This window comes from Haloferax volcanii DS2 (genome assembly GCF_000025685.1).
GTDB classification, from domain to species: domain Archaea; phylum Halobacteriota; class Halobacteria; order Halobacteriales; family Haloferacaceae; genus Haloferax; species Haloferax volcanii.
In genome coordinates this window covers 580,777-595,584 of record NC_013967.1, presented here as the reverse complement: position 1 = coordinate 595,584, position 14,808 = coordinate 580,777, and the positions used below count along the sequence as shown (strand labels likewise).

The window sequence follows — 14,808 nt, the reverse complement described above, 5'->3', positions numbered from 1 at the left end:
TTTTCACCGTCCGCCGGCGGCGATGACGAGCGGCCACGGGTTCTCGACGTGTTCGACGAGCGTGCCGAGCATGCGGGCGGCGTCCGCCCCGTCGACGATGCGGTGGTCGAACGACAGCGAAAACGAGATGACCCGCCGGACGGCCACGTCGCCGTCGTCGGTCGGCACGGCCTCCCGGCGAATCGTGTTGACGCCGAGGATGGCGACCTGCGGCGGGTTGATTATCGGGTCGAACGACTCGACGCCGAGGACGCCGAGGTTCGAGACGGTGAACGTCCCCCCCGAGAGGTCGTCCATCGTGAAGTCGCCCGACAGCGCCCGCTGAGTGGTCTCGGCGCGAGTCTCGGCGAGTTCGGAAAGCGACAGCGAGGCCACGTCGCGGACGACCGGTGCGATGAGCCCCTCGTCGACGTCGACCGCGATGCAGACGTTGTGTTCCCCGTGGAGCCTGTGGACGCCGTCCTCGAAGGTCGCGTTGAACTCGGGGTGCTCGTCGAGCGACGCCGAGAGCGCGAGGAGCAGGACGTCCGTTATCGACACGTCCACGCCGAGAGCGTCGGCGGCGGCGTTCGCCGCGGCCAACAGTTCCTCCGCGTCGGCGCGGCGGTCGACCGTGACGTGGACCGCCTCGCGGTAGCTCTCGCCGAGGCGGTCGGCGATGGTGCGGCGCATCCCGGATAGCGGCCGCTCCGTTTCGGCCGGTTCGCTCGCGGCAGTCGCGTCAGTCGCAGCGGTCGTGGCGGCTCCGGCGGCCGACGAGTCGGTCGCCGCCGCGGTCGCGCCGCCCGCCGCCCGCACGTCGGACTCGGTGATGCGGCCGTTCTGTCCCGTCCCCTCGACGGCCTCGATGTCGACGCCGAGTTCGCGGGCGAGGCGGCGGGCGCTCGGCGGGGCGAACACGCGTTTTTCGGCCGCGGTCGCGGTCGCGGATTCGGCCGCGGTTTCCACGTCGCTCTCGGTGATTGCGCCCTGCGGCCCGGTGCCTTCGACGGTCGTGAGGTCGACCCCGAGGTCGTCCGCGAGTCGCTTCGCTCGCGGCGACGCGCGCACCTCGCCGTTCTCCGACGCCCCGTCCGACCCGCGCGAGCGCGACTGCGCGACCGACGAAGCGTCCCCGCCGCCGGTCGCCGCCGTCTCCGTCGTCTCGGTCACCTCGGTCGGGGACGAGTCGCCCGCGGAGTCGTCTGTCGCGACGGGTTCGCTCCCGCCCTCACCGACGCCCGCGTCAGCTTCCAAACCGGAGATGTCCTCGTCCGCGCCGGCGACGATTGCCAGCGCGCCGCCGGGCGCTGTCGACTCGCCTTCCGCGAGAACGACGCGCCGCAGAACGCCGTCTTCCTTGGCGTCTATCTCCGCGGTCGTCTTCTCCGACTCGATTTCGGCGATTGGATCGCCCTCGGTGACCTCGTCGCCCTCCGAGACGAGCCACGCCGAGAGCTCGCCGGACTTCATCTCTAACCCCAGTTTGGGCATCTTGACTACGTACGCCATGCCAGTGATATACACAATAGTCCATGATATATCTAGGTCGCCGCGCGCGCGACCACCAGATTTTTACTACTAGGTAGTATCACTAAGTAGTATGTCGTTCGACGGCTTCACCGACGCGACGGAAGCACAGGTCACGCGCGCGATTTCGGACTCGTGGATGGAGGAGTTCCGCGAGCGCACCGACACGGAGGTCATCGTCGTCGGCGGCGGCCCCTCCGGGCTCGTCGCGGCCAAGGAACTCGCCGAGCGCGGCGTCGACGTGACAATCGTCGAGAAGAACAACTACCTCGGCGGCGGCTTCTGGCTGGGCGGCTTCCTCATGAACAAGGTGACCGTCCGCGACCCGGCCCAGCGCGTCCTCGACGAACTCGGCGTCCCCTACGAGGAGAGCGACGAGGCCGAGGGGCTGTACGTCGCCGACGGCCCGCACGCCTGTTCCGCGCTCATCAAGGCCGCCTGCGACGCCGGCGCGAAGATACAGAACATGACGGAGTTCACCGACGTCGTCCTCCGCGAGGACGACCGCGTCGGCGGCATCGTCATGAACTGGACGCCGGTCCACGCGCTCCCGCGCGAACTCACCTGCGTCGACCCCATCGCGGTCGAGTCCGACCTCGTCCTCGACGCGACCGGCCACGACGCGGTGGTCCTCTCGAAGCTCTCCGAGCGCGGCGTCCTCGACGTGAACGGCATCGAACACGCCAAGGAACACAACACGGGCATGGACAAGACCGCCGACGGCGAGTACGGCGCGCCCGGCCACGACTCGCCCGGCCACGACTCGATGTGGGTCTCGGAGAGCGAAGACAGCATCGTGGACGCGACGGGCGTCGTCCACCCCGGCGTCGTCGCCTCCGGCATGGCCGTCGCCACGGCCCACCACCTGCCGCGCATGGGGCCGACGTTCGGTGCCATGCTGCTCTCCGGGCGTCAGGCGGCGCAGTCCTGTCTCGACGAACTCGGCCGCGACGCGCCCGACGTGAGCATCTCCGGTCCCGCGCCGGCCGACGACTGACCGCCTCCCGGCGGTCCGACCGTCGGTTCCCCCGACGCCTCTGACACTTGTTCTGGGTCGCTCCCGACCCAGTCCGACCCAATCCGACCCGGTTCGACTTCCATTACCGCTGGACCGCCTCGCGTTCCTGCTCGTGAACCCAGCCGAGCGTTCGCCGGATTCGCGCCCACCCGCGATTCCACACGAGCAGGGTGCCGGGAAGGACACCGACGGCAAGCAACGCGAGATAGTACTGCAACTCGACGACCGGCGGGTACGTCACCGACGCGATTACGTCGGTGAGTCGCACCGCGAACCAGAGCTGTGCCGCGACGAAGTGACCGATGACGAAGGTGCCGACGAGTCGCTCCTGAACGCCCGCCGGGTCGGGCCGCCCGCCGATTCGACTCCGGTAGAGCAGATACCCGGCCACGAGCGGCTGGAAGACGACACAGCCGAGCGCCCACAGGAGACTCGCGTTACTCCCCCGCTCTGCGGCGTCGAGAGACACCCAGTAGCCGACGAGCCCCAAGAACAAGAGGTGAAACGCGTTGAAGGGCGCGCCGAGAAGCGCCGCGAGGAACGAGGCCATACCGTCGGTTGACACGGGGCCGACATATCGTTTCTGTCGGCTAATCGAGTCACGCGGCGACGGCCGTTACTCCACGACGCCCGCACGAACCCGCGCGAAGCCGAGCGCGTGGGTCGTCTCGTGGGTCACCCGACACCGCGATTCGAGCGCTCGATGGGCCGCGACGAGCCGCCGGTTCAGCAGCTTCGTCGGCGACGCGCGCATCGTGCGCGGCTCCGGTGGCGCGGTGACGCGAACGAGCACCCGAAACGCCGGATTGAGCGGCCGCCAGCGCGAGTCGGTCGTCTCCGCGAGGTCGACGAGACAGAGTCGCCCGTCGGGGCCGACGAGGTCGGCCCACGACGAAATCACGGCCGCGGGGTCGTCGAACATCCCCGAGACGAAGGTGGCGAGGACGGCGGCCGGCGATGCATCGAGGTCGCGCGCGACCGGCGGCCGGGTTGCGTCGCCGCGGACGAGATGGACCTGCGGGAACTCGCGGGTTCGCTCGCGGGCCACGTCGAGGACGCCGGGGGAGAAATCGACGACGACGACGCTCCCCTCGGGGCCGACGCGCTCCGCGAGATACGGGAGGTTCGCGCCCGTACCACAGCCCATCTCGACGACCGTCTCGCCCGGGTCGAGCGCGAGCGCGTCGGCGGCTTCGGTTCGGACGCTCCCGACGCCGGGCGCGCGACGGGCGAGCGCGTCGTAGAGCGTCGCCCACCGAGTGTAGAACGACTGGGCGACAGCGGAGGGTGAGCGGGAACGGGAGCGAGAGCGACCGCGAGAGCGAGAGCCGGAACGAGAACGAGAGCGAGAGTTGGACTGTTCGGCTGTCATGGGACGGGAGCCTCAGAGCAGGACGCGGACCACGTCGGCGACGGCGGGCGCGTCGGGGCCGAGGATGTACGTGATGGGTTCGATGCCGTAGCCGCCGCTCTGGTAGACGACGAACGTCTCCGGCAGGTCGCGGGCGGTGAGGAGTTCGCGGACCGGGTCGGTCGGCGCGTCCGGGTCGAACTCGATGCACTCGTAGCCCGCAGCTTCGAGGTCCTCGATGACGCCCGCGTCGTAGACGATGTTGAGCGCGGCGTTCACGTCGGCACCGGCGGCGCGGGCCGAAAGCAGGACGCCCGCGACGTGGCCGCTGACGCCGAACTCGGGTTCGCCGGGGACGGTCGCCTGCCCCTTCACGTCGAAGATACGGCCGGGGATGGCGGCCACGTCGTCGACGCTGTCGGCGTCCGGGAGCGACTCCACGAGGTTGGAGCCGACGTTCGGGATGAGCCCCGCGAAGCCGGAGGTGTTCGTGAGCATGCGGAGGCCGCGGCGGACCGACGAGCGGACCTGCTCGACGGTTCGGAGCCGTCCCTCGGGGTCGTGGATGCTCCGGAAGCCGTCGTGGGAGGCGAGTTCGGGCATCTCATCCTCGTGGAGGTCCGAAAGCAGGTCGCCTTCCTCCAGTTGGCGGATGAGGACCTCGGCCTCGACGAGCGCCTGCACGGGCGTCATGTCGCCGGTGGCGAGGCCGTCGCCGACGCGGGAGACGAGGTCGACCACGCGGGGGTCGGTGGCGACCCGCTCGTTCGTGGCGACCTCGCCGTGGGCGTACTTCGAGACGGCGCTCTGGCTGATGCCGAGCGCCTCGGCGACCTCCGACTGGGTGAACCCGCGGTCGCGGAGGTCCTCCGCGAGGAGCGCGCGGAACGTCGGCAGGAACGCGTCGACGACGATTTCTTCGATGAACTTCATTCGTCACCACCGAACTCGGGGTCGGAACTGAGCCGCGACGCCTGCGGCCCGCGCTGGCCCTGATACTTCGAGCCGCGTTCGACCCCGTAGGGGCGGTCCGCGGGCGACTTCATCTCCGTGAACACGAGCTGCGAGATGCGCATGCCGGGGGTGAGCGCGACCGGGGCGGTGCCGAGGTTCGACAGTTCGAGCGTGATTTGGCCCTCGTAGCCGGGGTCGACGATGCCCGCGGTGGCGTGGATGACGACCGCGAGACGACCGAGGGAGGAGCGACCCTCAACGGTCGCCAGCAGGTCGGTGGGAATCTCCACGCGTTCTTTGGTCGTTCCGAGGACGAAATCGCCGGGGTGGAGGATGAAGTCGTCGCCCTCCGGGACGTGCGTCTCGCGGACGTACTCCGACACCTCGCTTTCGCGGTTCGGGTGGATACAGGAGATGTTCGTGCGCTGGAACTCCAGGAATTCGGTGCCGAGACGGAGGTCGACGCTCGCGGGCTGGACCTGCATGTCCACGTCGTCTATCGGGTCGACCACGAGGTCACCCTCGGCGAGGCGGGAGAGGATGTCCGAGTCGGAGAGTATCATACTCGAAGGGAGCGCGACGCGGACAAGTAAATCCACCTTTCGACCGGAGACGACACCCCGTCTCGGCGGGCCGGCAGCGCCCCCGACGCAACGGAGCGACGCCGGAGCGACGCATCCACCCGACGCGACTCAGAGGAGTTCGAACAGGAGACCGACGAGGCTCAGGCCGACGGTGACGACCGCGGCCGACTCCACGTCGAGGTCGCGGGCGCGAGCCATCCCGTAGGTGCGGACGTACGTCGCCCACGCGACCGTGACGACCACGACGGCACCGCTGACGAGGCCGAAGCCGGACAGCGCGGACTGCATCGCGGCGACCGCGGCGTCCGGGGTCGACGGGAGGTCGATTCGCGGGAGGACGTAGGCGAGGTAGCCGGCGAGCGCGAGGGCGCGGGCCGCGCTCGGAACCATCCCCCACGCGGCGACCGTCAGCGACTCCGCGAAGCCGCCCTCGCCGCCGACGAGCGACGTGCCGAGATGGAGCATCGCCCCCTCGAACAGCCAGAACAGCGGCACGCCGAGGAGCATCGCCCACGGGACCCACGAGATTTCGTCCCAGACGAGGTCGCCGAGGCGCTCGTCGAGCTGTTCGGGCACCGACGGGTCACAGCCTGCCGGCGCGTCCATGTCGTCGAACGGGCCGCCTTCCACGTAGTTCTCGCACATGAACTCGGGGGCGTGTTCGGGGTTGTCGACGCTGACACGCTGGTCGAGCTGTTGGGTGAACGTGACGAGGATACCGCCGGTGGCGGCCGCGACGACGAGCGTCACGAGCGCGACGACGGCGAGCGCCCGCTTGGTGCCGAGCGGTCGCGGCCGCGACGCGAAGTACTCGCGCGGCTTGCGGAGGGGGGTTCGGGGACCTGCCATCGGTCGCACCACGGAGATGTCGGTGAAATGTCTTTTGCTCGTGCGCGACGCCCGCGATGGGAGGACATTTACCGCGTCGGCGGGGAGTAGCGGGCATGAAACAGGCCATCGTCGCACGCGCCGACCTCGGTATGGGCCGGGGAAAGCTCGCCGCGCAGGTCGCCCACGCCTCGCTGTCCGCCTACGAGGACACCGACTCGCAGACCCGGAAGCGCTGGAAGGGCGGCGGACAGAAGAAGGTCGTCCTCAAGGCCAACGGCGAGTCGGAACTGTTCAAACTCGCGGACGAGGCCGAGCGGGCGGGCATCCCCCACGCTATCATCCGCGACGCGGGACACACGCAACTCGACCCCGGCACGGTGACGGCGCTCGCCGTCGGCCCCGCCGAGGACGACGAAATCGACCGCGTGACCGGCGACCTCTCGCTGTACTGATGCGCGAGGCACACCCGCTCGAGCGCGCGGTCGGCATCGACAGCTACGTGAGCGACGCCGACGGCGTCGGCGGCCGCCTCCGCGTCGCCCCCGAGGACTTCCGCGTGCGCGAACTCGAACTCGACTCGCTGAACGTCCGCCCGCCGGACGCGCCGACCGGCGACTTCCCGAACCTCGTCCTCCGCGTCACGCTCCGCGGCTGGGACACCAACGACTTCGCCGGCCGGCTCTCTGACGAACTCGGCGCGAGCAGAGAGCGCGTCTCGTGGGCCGGCACGAAGGACAAACACGCCGTGACGACCCAACTGTTCACCGTCAACGGCGGCGACGCCGCCGACGTGCCGGAGGTTCCGAACGCCGACATCGAGGTCGTCGGTCGCCTCGGCCGCACGCTTGACTTCGGTGACCTCGCGGGCAACGGCTTCCGCATCCGCGTCCGCGACCCCGAGACCCCCGACAACGCCGCGGCCGTCACCGACGCGCTCACCGAGTTCGGCGGCCGCGAGGGTCGCGTGGGCGTTCCGAACTTCTTCGGCCACCAGCGGTTCGGCAGCATCCGCCCCATCACCCACACAGTCGGTCTCCACGTCGTCCGCGGCGAGTGGCGCGAGGCCGTGTTGGCGTACTGCGGCGGACCGACCGAGGACGAACCCGAGGAGACACAGGCGGGTCGCGCCGTCGTCGACGAGGAAGCCGCGTCGGCCGACCCCGACTGGCACCGCGCGCTCGACCGGATTCCGGGCTACCTCGGCTACGAGCGCGGCATGCTCCACCGCCTCGCGGAGGACGGCGCGGAGACCGACGAGGACTGGCGCAACGCGCTCGAATCGGTCCCGTCGAACCTCCAGCGACTGTTCGTCAACGCCGCGCAGTCCTACGCGTTCAACCGGATGCTCTCGGAGCGCCGAGACCGCGGCCTCCCGTTCGACGAACCCGTCGAGGGCGACGTGGTCTGCTTCGCCGACCGCGACGCGCCCGGGGGGCTGGAACTCCCCGACGTGAGCCGCCTCCAGACCGCGACGGGCCGCCGCGTCGATGTCATGAGCCGCCACATCGAGCGCGGTCGCGCGTTCGTCACGGCCCCGCTCGTCGGCACCGACACCGAACTCGCGGAGGGCGAACAGGGCGACATCGAGCGGGCCGTCCTCGACGACCTCGACCTCGAACCGGGCGACTTCGACCTCCCCGGCAACTTCCGGTCGACCGGGACGCGCCGGGCGATTCTCGTCCGCACCGACCTCGACGTAGAGCGCGAGAGCGGCGACGACGACGCCGACACCGACGCCGCTGGCGGCGCTGACGACCTCGTCTTCGACTTCGCGCTTCCCCACGGCTCGTACGCGACGGCCGTGATGCGCGAGTATCTGAAGGCCGGCCCGCTGGACCTCTGAAGACGAATCGAGACCGAACGTACAATCGAACCGAGACGCGAATCTACTGTTCTACGGCGCTCGCGGCGGGGCTGGCTCCCGCCTGTCGCTCGGCGTCCGCGGTGCGCGTGGTCGCGTAGCCGATGGCCGCGAACGGAAGCGAGAGGAGCGCCGCGGCGACCGCGAAGCCGAGAGCGAGACCGACGGTCTCCGGGTCGAAGCCGGCAGCCTCCGCGGCCGGCGGGAAGTACGTCCACGCGGGGACGGCGAAGGCGAGCGCCGAGACCGCCGCGCCGAGGCGGAGCCGGCCGCGGGCGCTGGCGACGCCGAGCGCGTAGCCGACGGCCAGCGGGAGCGCCAGCGTGGCGGTTCGGGCGACCGCGGGGCCGGCGACGAGGGACGCGACGACGCCGCCGCCGACGACGGGAGCCACCGCGTACAGCGACCCGGTGACGACGCCCCTGGCGTTCGAGCGGCCGGCGAAGACGGCTCCCGCGCCGGCGAGGAGCGCGACGCCCACGCCGGCGACGACGACCAGCCGGTCGCGGGCGAAGATGGCCACGAGCGGGACGGTCGCCGAGGCGACGAGCGCGAACGCGTGTTCGGCGGTCGTCCGCGTGTCGGAGGGGTCGCGGTGGGCGACGAAGGCGCGGAAGCCCCCGGCGGCGACCCACGCGAGGGCGGCGAACAGCGCCGTCGAAAGCGGCGCGGCCCGACCGAGATACGAGGCGACACCCCGGCCCGTATCGAGCGCCGATTGGCCAAGTTGCGTGGCGAGACGGGCGGTCGTCTCGGGGTCGAGCGCGAGCGCAACCAGTCCGGCGAGACCGGCGAGCGCGAGCGGCGACAGCGACGCGAGAAGGGCCCGGCGGCGCATACGGAGTGGACTCTCGGACACGGGGACGAATATGTTTCGCCGGGCGAGTCCGCGGCGGGAGTCGCGGCGCGTCCATCTCGACCCGCATAAACGGCCTTTTGTACGCGCACGACCGACACGTCGATATGCACTGTCGGCGGTGTGGAAATCCATTAGAGAAGCCGGGAGACTACTGTCTCACCTGCAACACCGCCAACTGCGACGCCGTCGTGGCCGTCTTCGCGGCCGACCGCGCGACGCTGACGTTCCTCGACGACGAAGACGTGCTCGGCGAGACGACGGTCACGACGATACCCGAGTCGGACGACGAGACGAAGGTGGTCCAACTCCGGAACTTCGCCGGCCTCGTCGCCGACGAGATTCGGCGCAAGCGACCCGAAACGGTGTACGCCGCGGGCGAGCGCGCCCCGCTCCGCGAGACGCGCGCGCAACTCCACCACGAGTTCTACCGCGTCTCCGACGACGACCCCGTCCAGCGCGTCCTCGACACCCGCGGCGAGCGGACGCTGGAGGTCGTCGATATCCCGCCCGCCGAGAAGTTGGGCGGGAGCCACAGCACGCTCATCGGCGGACGACGGGGCCGCCGAGCAATCGGCGTCGTCGCCGGCCATCCGCACGTCAAGAAGGTCATCCCCGGCCCCATCGACGCCGGCGGCACCGGGTCGCGGGCGGGCCTCCGGGCGAAGGTCACCCGCGCCGACGGCAACGGGAACGTCAGGCTCCTGCTCCGCGACGGGTCGAGCGTCCAAGAGAACCGCATCGTCACGACGGCGATGAACCGCGAGACGGGCGAGCGCGTCCGCGACGACCTGAACGAGGCGCTGCGCGAAGACGGGCTCCAAGACGAGTAGGCGGGTGAGTGCGCCGAGGCCGGAATCGAGTGGGCGACTCAGGCCGACTCGGTCGCGCCCTCGGGGGCCGTCTCGATGTGAATCGGCTCCGTCTCGTCGGCCTCGCGCTGTGATTCGAACCACGCGACCGTCTCGGCGGTGGCGTCCTCCAGCGGCGTCGGTTCGACCGCGTCGCCGAATGTTTCGCGGAACTTCGCGTCGCGGACGACGTACGGCTCCTCGAAGGCGTAGCGCATCTCCGTGAGCACCTTCAGCGGCGCGCTCAGGTAGTTCAGCGGCGCGCTCAGGTAGCCGCCGAGCGTCAGCGCGACCCCCGGGGCGGCGATGATGTGCGGGAAGCCGGGGTCGACGTCGGCGGCCTCGTAGACGAGGTTGACGAAGCGGCGCGTCGAGACCGTTTCGGGGTTCGGGACGTGCCAGACCTCGCCGAGCGCCTCGTCGCGCTCACCGAGGAGGACGAGCGCCCGCGCGAAGTCGGGGACGTAGGTGTAGGTGTGGGCGAGTCGTGGGTCGCCGAACACCTTCGCGCGCTTGCCGGCGACGGCGGCCCCGAACACCTGCTCGCCGACGACCGACTCGCGGACGCGCGGGCCGAAGAAGTCGCTGGCGCGGCCGATGGTCGCCTCGATGCGACCCGCCTCGTGGGCGTCGAGGACGATGTCGGCGCACTCGGCTCTGGTCTGGCCCTTCGGGCCGGTGGCGGCGTACGGGAGGTCCTCGGAGAGACGAGCCTGCACCGGGCCGTACATGTAGAGGTTCTCGGCGACGACGAAGCGCGCGCCGGCGGCTTCGACTCCCGCGACGATGCCGCGGGTGAGGTCGGGGAACAGTTCGGGCCACTGGTCGTACGGCGGTTTGGCGCAGTGATAGACGACGTCCGCGTCCGCGAACGCGGCGACGGCGCGGTCGGGGTAGAGCACGTCCGCGAGGCGGCTCTCGACGCCCTCGGGGAGGAAGTCGGGGTCGTGACGCGTCACCGCGGCCACGTCCGCCCCGCGTTCTCGGAGCTGTTCCATCACCGCGAGTCCGACGGGACCGGCACCCACCACCACGTGTTGTGTCATGGTCCCCCGTACGCGCGCCGGCGACAAAGCGGTGTCTAGGCCCGTCAGGTCCCGAGACGACTCGTAGGGTTTATCCATACCGGCGAGGTAGTTCGCGGTACTATGGCCGACAAGAAGGCACGATCCGTCGGTAGTTCCGGGCGCTTCGGCGCTCGGTACGGCCGCGTCGCTCGACGCCGCGTCAAGGAAATCGAAGCAGAGATGCGCAACTCCAAAGTCGACGGCGACGACGTCACTCGCGTCGAAACCGGCGTCTGGAAGAACGAGGAGACCGGCGAGATTTTCACCGGCGGCACCTACCGCCCGCAGACCCCCGCCGGCAAGCAGGTCCGTCGTTCCATCCGCGCCGCGCTCACCGGCGAGGACGAATAACCCACAAGTAGCCTCGACGCTTTACATCTTCACAATGAGCTACAAGTGTTCCCGGTGCAAGCGCGATGTCGAACTGGACGAGTTCGGTGGCGTCCGCTGTCCGTACTGCGGGCACCGCGTCCTGCTGAAAGAGCGGTCGCCCAACGTCAAAGAAGTCGCCGTCGAGTAGCGTGCGCCCCGCGCACAGCGCTTCGCTCGAATTCGACTACCCCGACGAGCGGCGCGCGCGCGTCGTCGAGCGGAGCGTCGCCGTCGAGGAAGGCGAGATAGACGACGCCCGGTCCGGCGCGCACGTCGCCCGCGAGGGACGGACCGTCGTCGTCACCGTCGAGGCCGACGACCTCGTCGCGCTCCGCGCGGGCGTGAACTCGTGGATACGCCTCGTAGAGACCGCAGAGCGCGTCGCTTCGGCGGGGAGCGCGCTGTCGGAGTCCGCGTAGGAGACCGCGGGTGTTTTAGGGCCGGCGTCCCGTCGGTTCGGGTATGCAGGGAAGCCTACCGCCGGAAGCCCAAGAGAAGCTCGAAGAACTGCAGAACCTTCAGGAGACCGCCCAGAACGTCTCCGAGCAGAAGCAGTCCTCCGAGAGCGCGCTCAACGAGGCGCAGACGGCGCTCACGACGCTCGAAGAGATCGACGGCGACTCGCAGATGTACCGCGAAGTCGGCGAACTCCTCATCGAGACCGACTACGAGTCGGCCAAAGACGACCTCGAAGAGAAGGTCGAGAGCCTCGAAGTGCGCGTCGAGCAGCTCACGAAGCAGGAGACGCGCGTGCAGGAGAAGTTCGAGAGCCTGCAAGAAGAGCTCCAGCAGATGCTTCAGGGCGGCGCGGGCGGCGCGGGTCCGATGGGCCCCGGCGGCGCGTAAATGTCACAGCCGACGGACGAAGAAGTGGTCGAAACCGCCGCGGAGGCGGCTGAAGGCCTCATCTTCGCCCGCTTCAAGCAGTCGCGCGTCAAGGACTTCGACGTCACCGTGACGTTCGAAGACGGCGTCCTCGACGTTGACGTGTACGTCAACGCGCCCGACGACGCCGACGACGCCGACGACGCGGAGGCGGTCGCCGAGGAGGCGGCGCTGACGGCCCAAGAGGCCGTCGACGAACTGTTCGCGGCCGCCGACGAGGAGTAAGGGACGTTCTCGCGGGCACCCCCCGCACTCGATGTTGTCCGGTGAGCGGCGGCGCTGTGCCGACCGGCGCGCGAACCGAACGAGAGAGTCGGACATCGGTTTCGCATTCCGCAAGTATCACCACGATTCGGTGCGGAGCCGTCCGACACAATTAAACAGGATAGTAATGTATGGTACCGTATGTCAATTGGAAGGACGCCGAGAGGAACGACCGCGTTGGACCGGTTGCGGGAGCGATACAGCGACGCTGACCTCACCTGTTCGAAATGTGGCTTCACCGACGACGGCGGCGAGTGGTCGGCCAAGACGACCGGGTCGAGCGTGTTCTACCGGCGGGTCTGTCCGAGTTGCGGCGCAATCGAGACGCGGACGCTCTCGCTGAAGTAGTGCGGCGGGCAGTTGCTCGTCGCTGGAATCGACTCGCGAGTGGCGACGCCGGAACCGCAGAGAACGAGGGGAAAGCGGGAGCGCCGGACGGCGACGCGCCGCCAGCGTCGCCTACGCGAGGAAGAACACGAGCAGGCTGACGGCCATCGCCGCGAGGATGAGCGCGAGCGCGAGCGCCCCGCCCATCGAGACGACGACGTTAGCGTGGCTGGCGAGCGTCTCGGTGCGGTCGTTGCCGAAGATGGTCACCTCGGCGCGCTCGGTCGCCATGCCGGCGACGACCGGTTCGGTGTCCGCGAGCGCCTCGTCGACGAGGCGGTCGATGGTCTCGCGGAGTTCGTCGTGGTCGATGGCCGCGCCGACCTGATTTTCCGCCTCGACGGTGTTGACGATGTGGGTGTCCGTCGTCATCACCTCGGCCACGTCGGCTTTCGCGTTCGGCCCAGTCGTCAGCCCCTCGACGATGCGGTCGCGCAGGCCCGGTTCCATGTTGTTGCCGTCGATGAGGACGTACGCGGTCGTCTGGTCGCCGACGGTCGTCGCGGCCACGCGGATGCCCAGCGGGCCGATACCCTCCCGCGGCGTCCAGTCGGTCGGGTCGAACGCCGTTCCCAACGACAGCGACCCGCGCGACGAGGCGGAGAGTTCTTCGCCCGCGAGTCCGGCGGCGGTAATCATGTCGAACGAGCGCTTGCTCCCCGGCGTGACGTGGCCGAGGTCGGGACCCTGAAGCCCGTTGTTGCAGTTGTGGGCGTCGACGAGAAGCACGTCCCGCAGGCCCGTGGTGCGAGCCTCGGCGGACGCCGAGAGGCCGACCGCGTACTCCACGTCGTCGGCGAACTGCGGGGCGTACGTCGAGACGAGCAGCGCGTCGTCACCGAAGCGCTGGCCGAGCATCTTCGCGTCGCCGGACTGGACGCGGACGCTTTCGGTCACGTCGGGGCTGTACTCGATGCGCTCGTAGGCGTCGTCGGCCGCGTCGAGGACCACGTCGACCTCGCGTTCGGTCACGAGGTTGAAGTCGTGGCCCGCGGTCGCGTGGGGCGGGAACACGAGCCCCTCCGCCCGGCGGGCGACGCGCTCGGGGAAGTTGCCGCCGCCGATTTCGCCCATCGGACCGGGGTGAATCATCGGCAGGACGAACCGGGCCTTCTCGGTTCCGTCGTCGCGTTCGAACGAGAGCACGGTGACGGGGACGATTGCCTCCTGGCCGAGCTGTTCGAAGAAGTCCTCCAGTTCGCGGGTTCCCTCGGCGATGTGGCCGATGAAGCCGCGGATGAAGTCGAGGACCGACACGCCGAGGCCGCGACGCCACGGCCGGTCGATGATGCGGAGGAAGACGTAGACCCCGAGGGCGTACATCACGCAGGTAATCGCGAGGAGCTGGAAGTGGCTCAGCGCGATGGCCGACAGCTCCGGCGGTGCCCGGTCGGGGCGGGCGAGATACGGCATCAGATAGGCGTCGAGGATGGGACCGCCGACCTCGAAGAATCGGAGCGTACCGCTGTAAACGAACAGGAGCGCGGCTGACGTGAGCGTCTGGATGCTCGCCGGGACCGCCGCGATGAGCAGCGACGACCGCGAGACGGCCATCACGATGAGCAGGCGGAAGGCGAACACCGACGCGAGAGCGATTACGAGCGCGTCGAAGATGAACGTCTGACCGAGGCCCGTGAAGACGGAGACGATGGCGGCCCCGGTGAGGAACGTGACGATAATCACCTCGCCGGCGAGCGCGAGGAGCGACGAGCGGTTGTGCGTCAGCTTCCCGCCGACGAACCGGTCGACGCCGGTGGTACCGAACGCCGCGACGACGGTCGGAATCCCGATGAAGAAGATGCCTTCCCAAGCGTCTCTCCCGATGAAGAAGATGCCCCGCCACGAGCCGGCGAGGTCCCCGGAGTCGAACGCGCCGATACCCGCCATCGCGGCGACGAGCAGGGCGAACCCGAGACTCGTGTACCAGCTGGGCGCGCGGAAGATGAACCGCGAGAGCCCGGCGAGGTCGCTCTGGGTGGAGGTCATTTCTCGAACAGACAGAACGGAGGCCGGTAAAT

At 69.6% G+C, this 14,808-nt stretch carries 19 protein-coding genes; 10 read left to right on the top strand and 9 right to left on the bottom strand.

The genetic code is table 11. From position 1 onward, the window contains the following. Nucleotides 1–3: 3 nt before the first annotated feature. Nucleotides 4–1,491 (bottom strand): 2-oxo acid dehydrogenase subunit E2, encoded by a 1,488-nt coding sequence (locus HVO_RS07905; RefSeq protein ID WP_004044269.1) that lies wholly within the window; start codon nucleotides 1,489–1,491, stop codon nucleotides 4–6. A gap of 91 nt (nucleotides 1,492–1,582) precedes the next feature. On the opposite strand from HVO_RS07905, the gene HVO_RS07900 reads away from it, so the two are divergent. After that, entirely contained in the window at nucleotides 1,583–2,506 is a 924-nt protein-coding gene (locus HVO_RS07900; protein WP_004044270.1) for a sulfide-dependent adenosine diphosphate thiazole synthase, read from the top strand. A 103-nt stretch (nucleotides 2,507–2,609) separates the two neighbouring features. Here the strand turns inward: HVO_RS07900 and HVO_RS07895 are convergent, their stop codons facing one another. The 5 genes from HVO_RS07895 to HVO_RS07875 form a co-directional block, all read right to left on the bottom strand. Then, a complete protein-coding gene (locus HVO_RS07895) occupies nucleotides 2,610–3,077 on the bottom strand; it encodes a hypothetical protein (RefSeq protein WP_004044271.1) in 468 nt (155 codons plus the stop codon). A 66-nt stretch (nucleotides 3,078–3,143) separates the two neighbouring features. Beyond that, the gene (locus HVO_RS07890) at nucleotides 3,144–3,899 is read right to left on the bottom strand and encodes a class I SAM-dependent methyltransferase (protein ID WP_004044272.1); all 756 of its coding nucleotides are present in this window, start codon (nucleotides 3,897–3,899) and stop codon (nucleotides 3,144–3,146) included. A gap of 12 nt (nucleotides 3,900–3,911) precedes the next feature. Beyond that, nucleotides 3,912–4,811, bottom strand: a complete 900-nt coding sequence (locus HVO_RS07885) for a thiamine-phosphate synthase family protein (RefSeq protein WP_004044273.1) — start codon at nucleotides 4,809–4,811, stop codon at nucleotides 3,912–3,914. Beyond that, nucleotides 4,808–5,395, bottom strand: a complete 588-nt coding sequence (dcd, locus tag HVO_RS07880) for a dCTP deaminase (protein WP_004044274.1) — start codon at nucleotides 5,393–5,395, stop codon at nucleotides 4,808–4,810. Before dcd ends, HVO_RS07885 begins: the two co-directional genes overlap by 4 nt. A 129-nt stretch (nucleotides 5,396–5,524) precedes the next feature. Continuing rightward, the gene (locus HVO_RS07875; protein WP_004044275.1) at nucleotides 5,525–6,265 is read right to left on the bottom strand and encodes a Yip1 family protein; all 741 of its coding nucleotides are present in this window, start codon (nucleotides 6,263–6,265) and stop codon (nucleotides 5,525–5,527) included. A 95-nt stretch (nucleotides 6,266–6,360) separates the two neighbouring features. Here HVO_RS07875 and pth2 point away from each other — a divergent pair, with 95 nt between their 5' ends. Next, entirely contained in the window at nucleotides 6,361–6,699 is a 339-nt protein-coding gene (pth2, locus tag HVO_RS07870; protein WP_004044276.1) for a peptidyl-tRNA hydrolase Pth2, read from the top strand. Beyond that, nucleotides 6,699–8,090, top strand: a complete 1,392-nt coding sequence (gene truD / locus HVO_RS07865) for a tRNA pseudouridine(13) synthase TruD (RefSeq protein ID WP_004044277.1) — start codon at nucleotides 6,699–6,701, stop codon at nucleotides 8,088–8,090. The genes pth2 and truD overlap by 1 nt, the downstream gene beginning before the upstream one ends. A 43-nt stretch (nucleotides 8,091–8,133) precedes the next feature. Here truD and HVO_RS07860 read toward each other — a convergent pair whose 3' ends face one another. After that, on the bottom strand, nucleotides 8,134–8,946 hold the full coding sequence (locus HVO_RS07860) for a hypothetical protein (protein ID WP_013035613.1): 813 nt from the start codon (nucleotides 8,944–8,946) through the stop codon (nucleotides 8,134–8,136). A 125-nt stretch (nucleotides 8,947–9,071) separates the two neighbouring features. Here HVO_RS07860 and HVO_RS07855 point away from each other — a divergent pair, with 125 nt between their 5' ends. Further along, the gene (locus HVO_RS07855) at nucleotides 9,072–9,797 is read left to right on the top strand and encodes a DUF2103 domain-containing protein (RefSeq protein WP_004044280.1); all 726 of its coding nucleotides are present in this window, start codon (nucleotides 9,072–9,074) and stop codon (nucleotides 9,795–9,797) included. Between the two features lie 38 nt (nucleotides 9,798–9,835). On the opposite strand, the gene HVO_RS07850 is transcribed toward HVO_RS07855, so the two are convergent. Beyond that, the gene (locus HVO_RS07850; RefSeq protein WP_004044281.1) at nucleotides 9,836–10,861 is read right to left on the bottom strand and encodes an NAD-dependent epimerase/dehydratase family protein; all 1,026 of its coding nucleotides are present in this window, start codon (nucleotides 10,859–10,861) and stop codon (nucleotides 9,836–9,838) included. 102 nt (nucleotides 10,862–10,963) lie between these two features. Between HVO_RS07850 and HVO_RS07845 the strand changes: the two genes are divergently transcribed. The 6 genes from HVO_RS07845 to HVO_RS20550 all read left to right on the top strand — a co-directional run bounded on the left by HVO_RS07845 (nucleotide 10,964) and on the right by HVO_RS20550 (nucleotide 12,751). After that, complete coding sequence (locus tag HVO_RS07845) at nucleotides 10,964–11,233, top strand: eL43 family ribosomal protein (RefSeq protein ID WP_004044282.1); 270 nt, start codon at nucleotides 10,964–10,966, stop codon at nucleotides 11,231–11,233. Nucleotides 11,234–11,267: 34 nt separating this feature from the next. Then, nucleotides 11,268–11,402, top strand: coding sequence for a DNA-directed RNA polymerase subunit P (locus tag HVO_RS07840; protein WP_004044283.1), 135 nt, complete (start codon nucleotides 11,268–11,270; stop codon nucleotides 11,400–11,402). A gap of 1 nt (nucleotide 11,403) precedes the next feature. Beyond that, entirely contained in the window at nucleotides 11,404–11,673 is a 270-nt protein-coding gene (locus HVO_RS07835; protein ID WP_004044284.1) for a KEOPS complex subunit Pcc1, read from the top strand. A 43-nt stretch (nucleotides 11,674–11,716) separates the two neighbouring features. Continuing rightward, nucleotides 11,717–12,100: a prefoldin subunit beta gene (locus HVO_RS07830; RefSeq protein WP_004044285.1), complete on the top strand. Its 384-nt coding sequence runs from the start codon at nucleotides 11,717–11,719 to the stop codon at nucleotides 12,098–12,100. After that, complete coding sequence (locus HVO_RS07825; protein WP_004044286.1) at nucleotides 12,101–12,364, top strand: DUF3194 domain-containing protein; 264 nt, start codon at nucleotides 12,101–12,103, stop codon at nucleotides 12,362–12,364. It begins immediately after the preceding gene. Nucleotides 12,365–12,544: 180 nt separating this feature from the next. Continuing rightward, nucleotides 12,545–12,751, top strand: a complete 207-nt coding sequence (locus tag HVO_RS20550) for an HVO_0649 family zinc finger protein (RefSeq protein ID WP_013035256.1) — start codon at nucleotides 12,545–12,547, stop codon at nucleotides 12,749–12,751. Nucleotides 12,752–12,862: 111 nt separating this feature from the next. Here HVO_RS20550 and HVO_RS07820 read toward each other — a convergent pair whose 3' ends face one another. Further along, nucleotides 12,863–14,776: a DUF2070 family protein gene (locus HVO_RS07820; RefSeq protein WP_004044288.1), complete on the bottom strand. Its 1,914-nt coding sequence runs from the start codon at nucleotides 14,774–14,776 to the stop codon at nucleotides 12,863–12,865. Nucleotides 14,777–14,808: the final 32 nt, after the last annotated feature.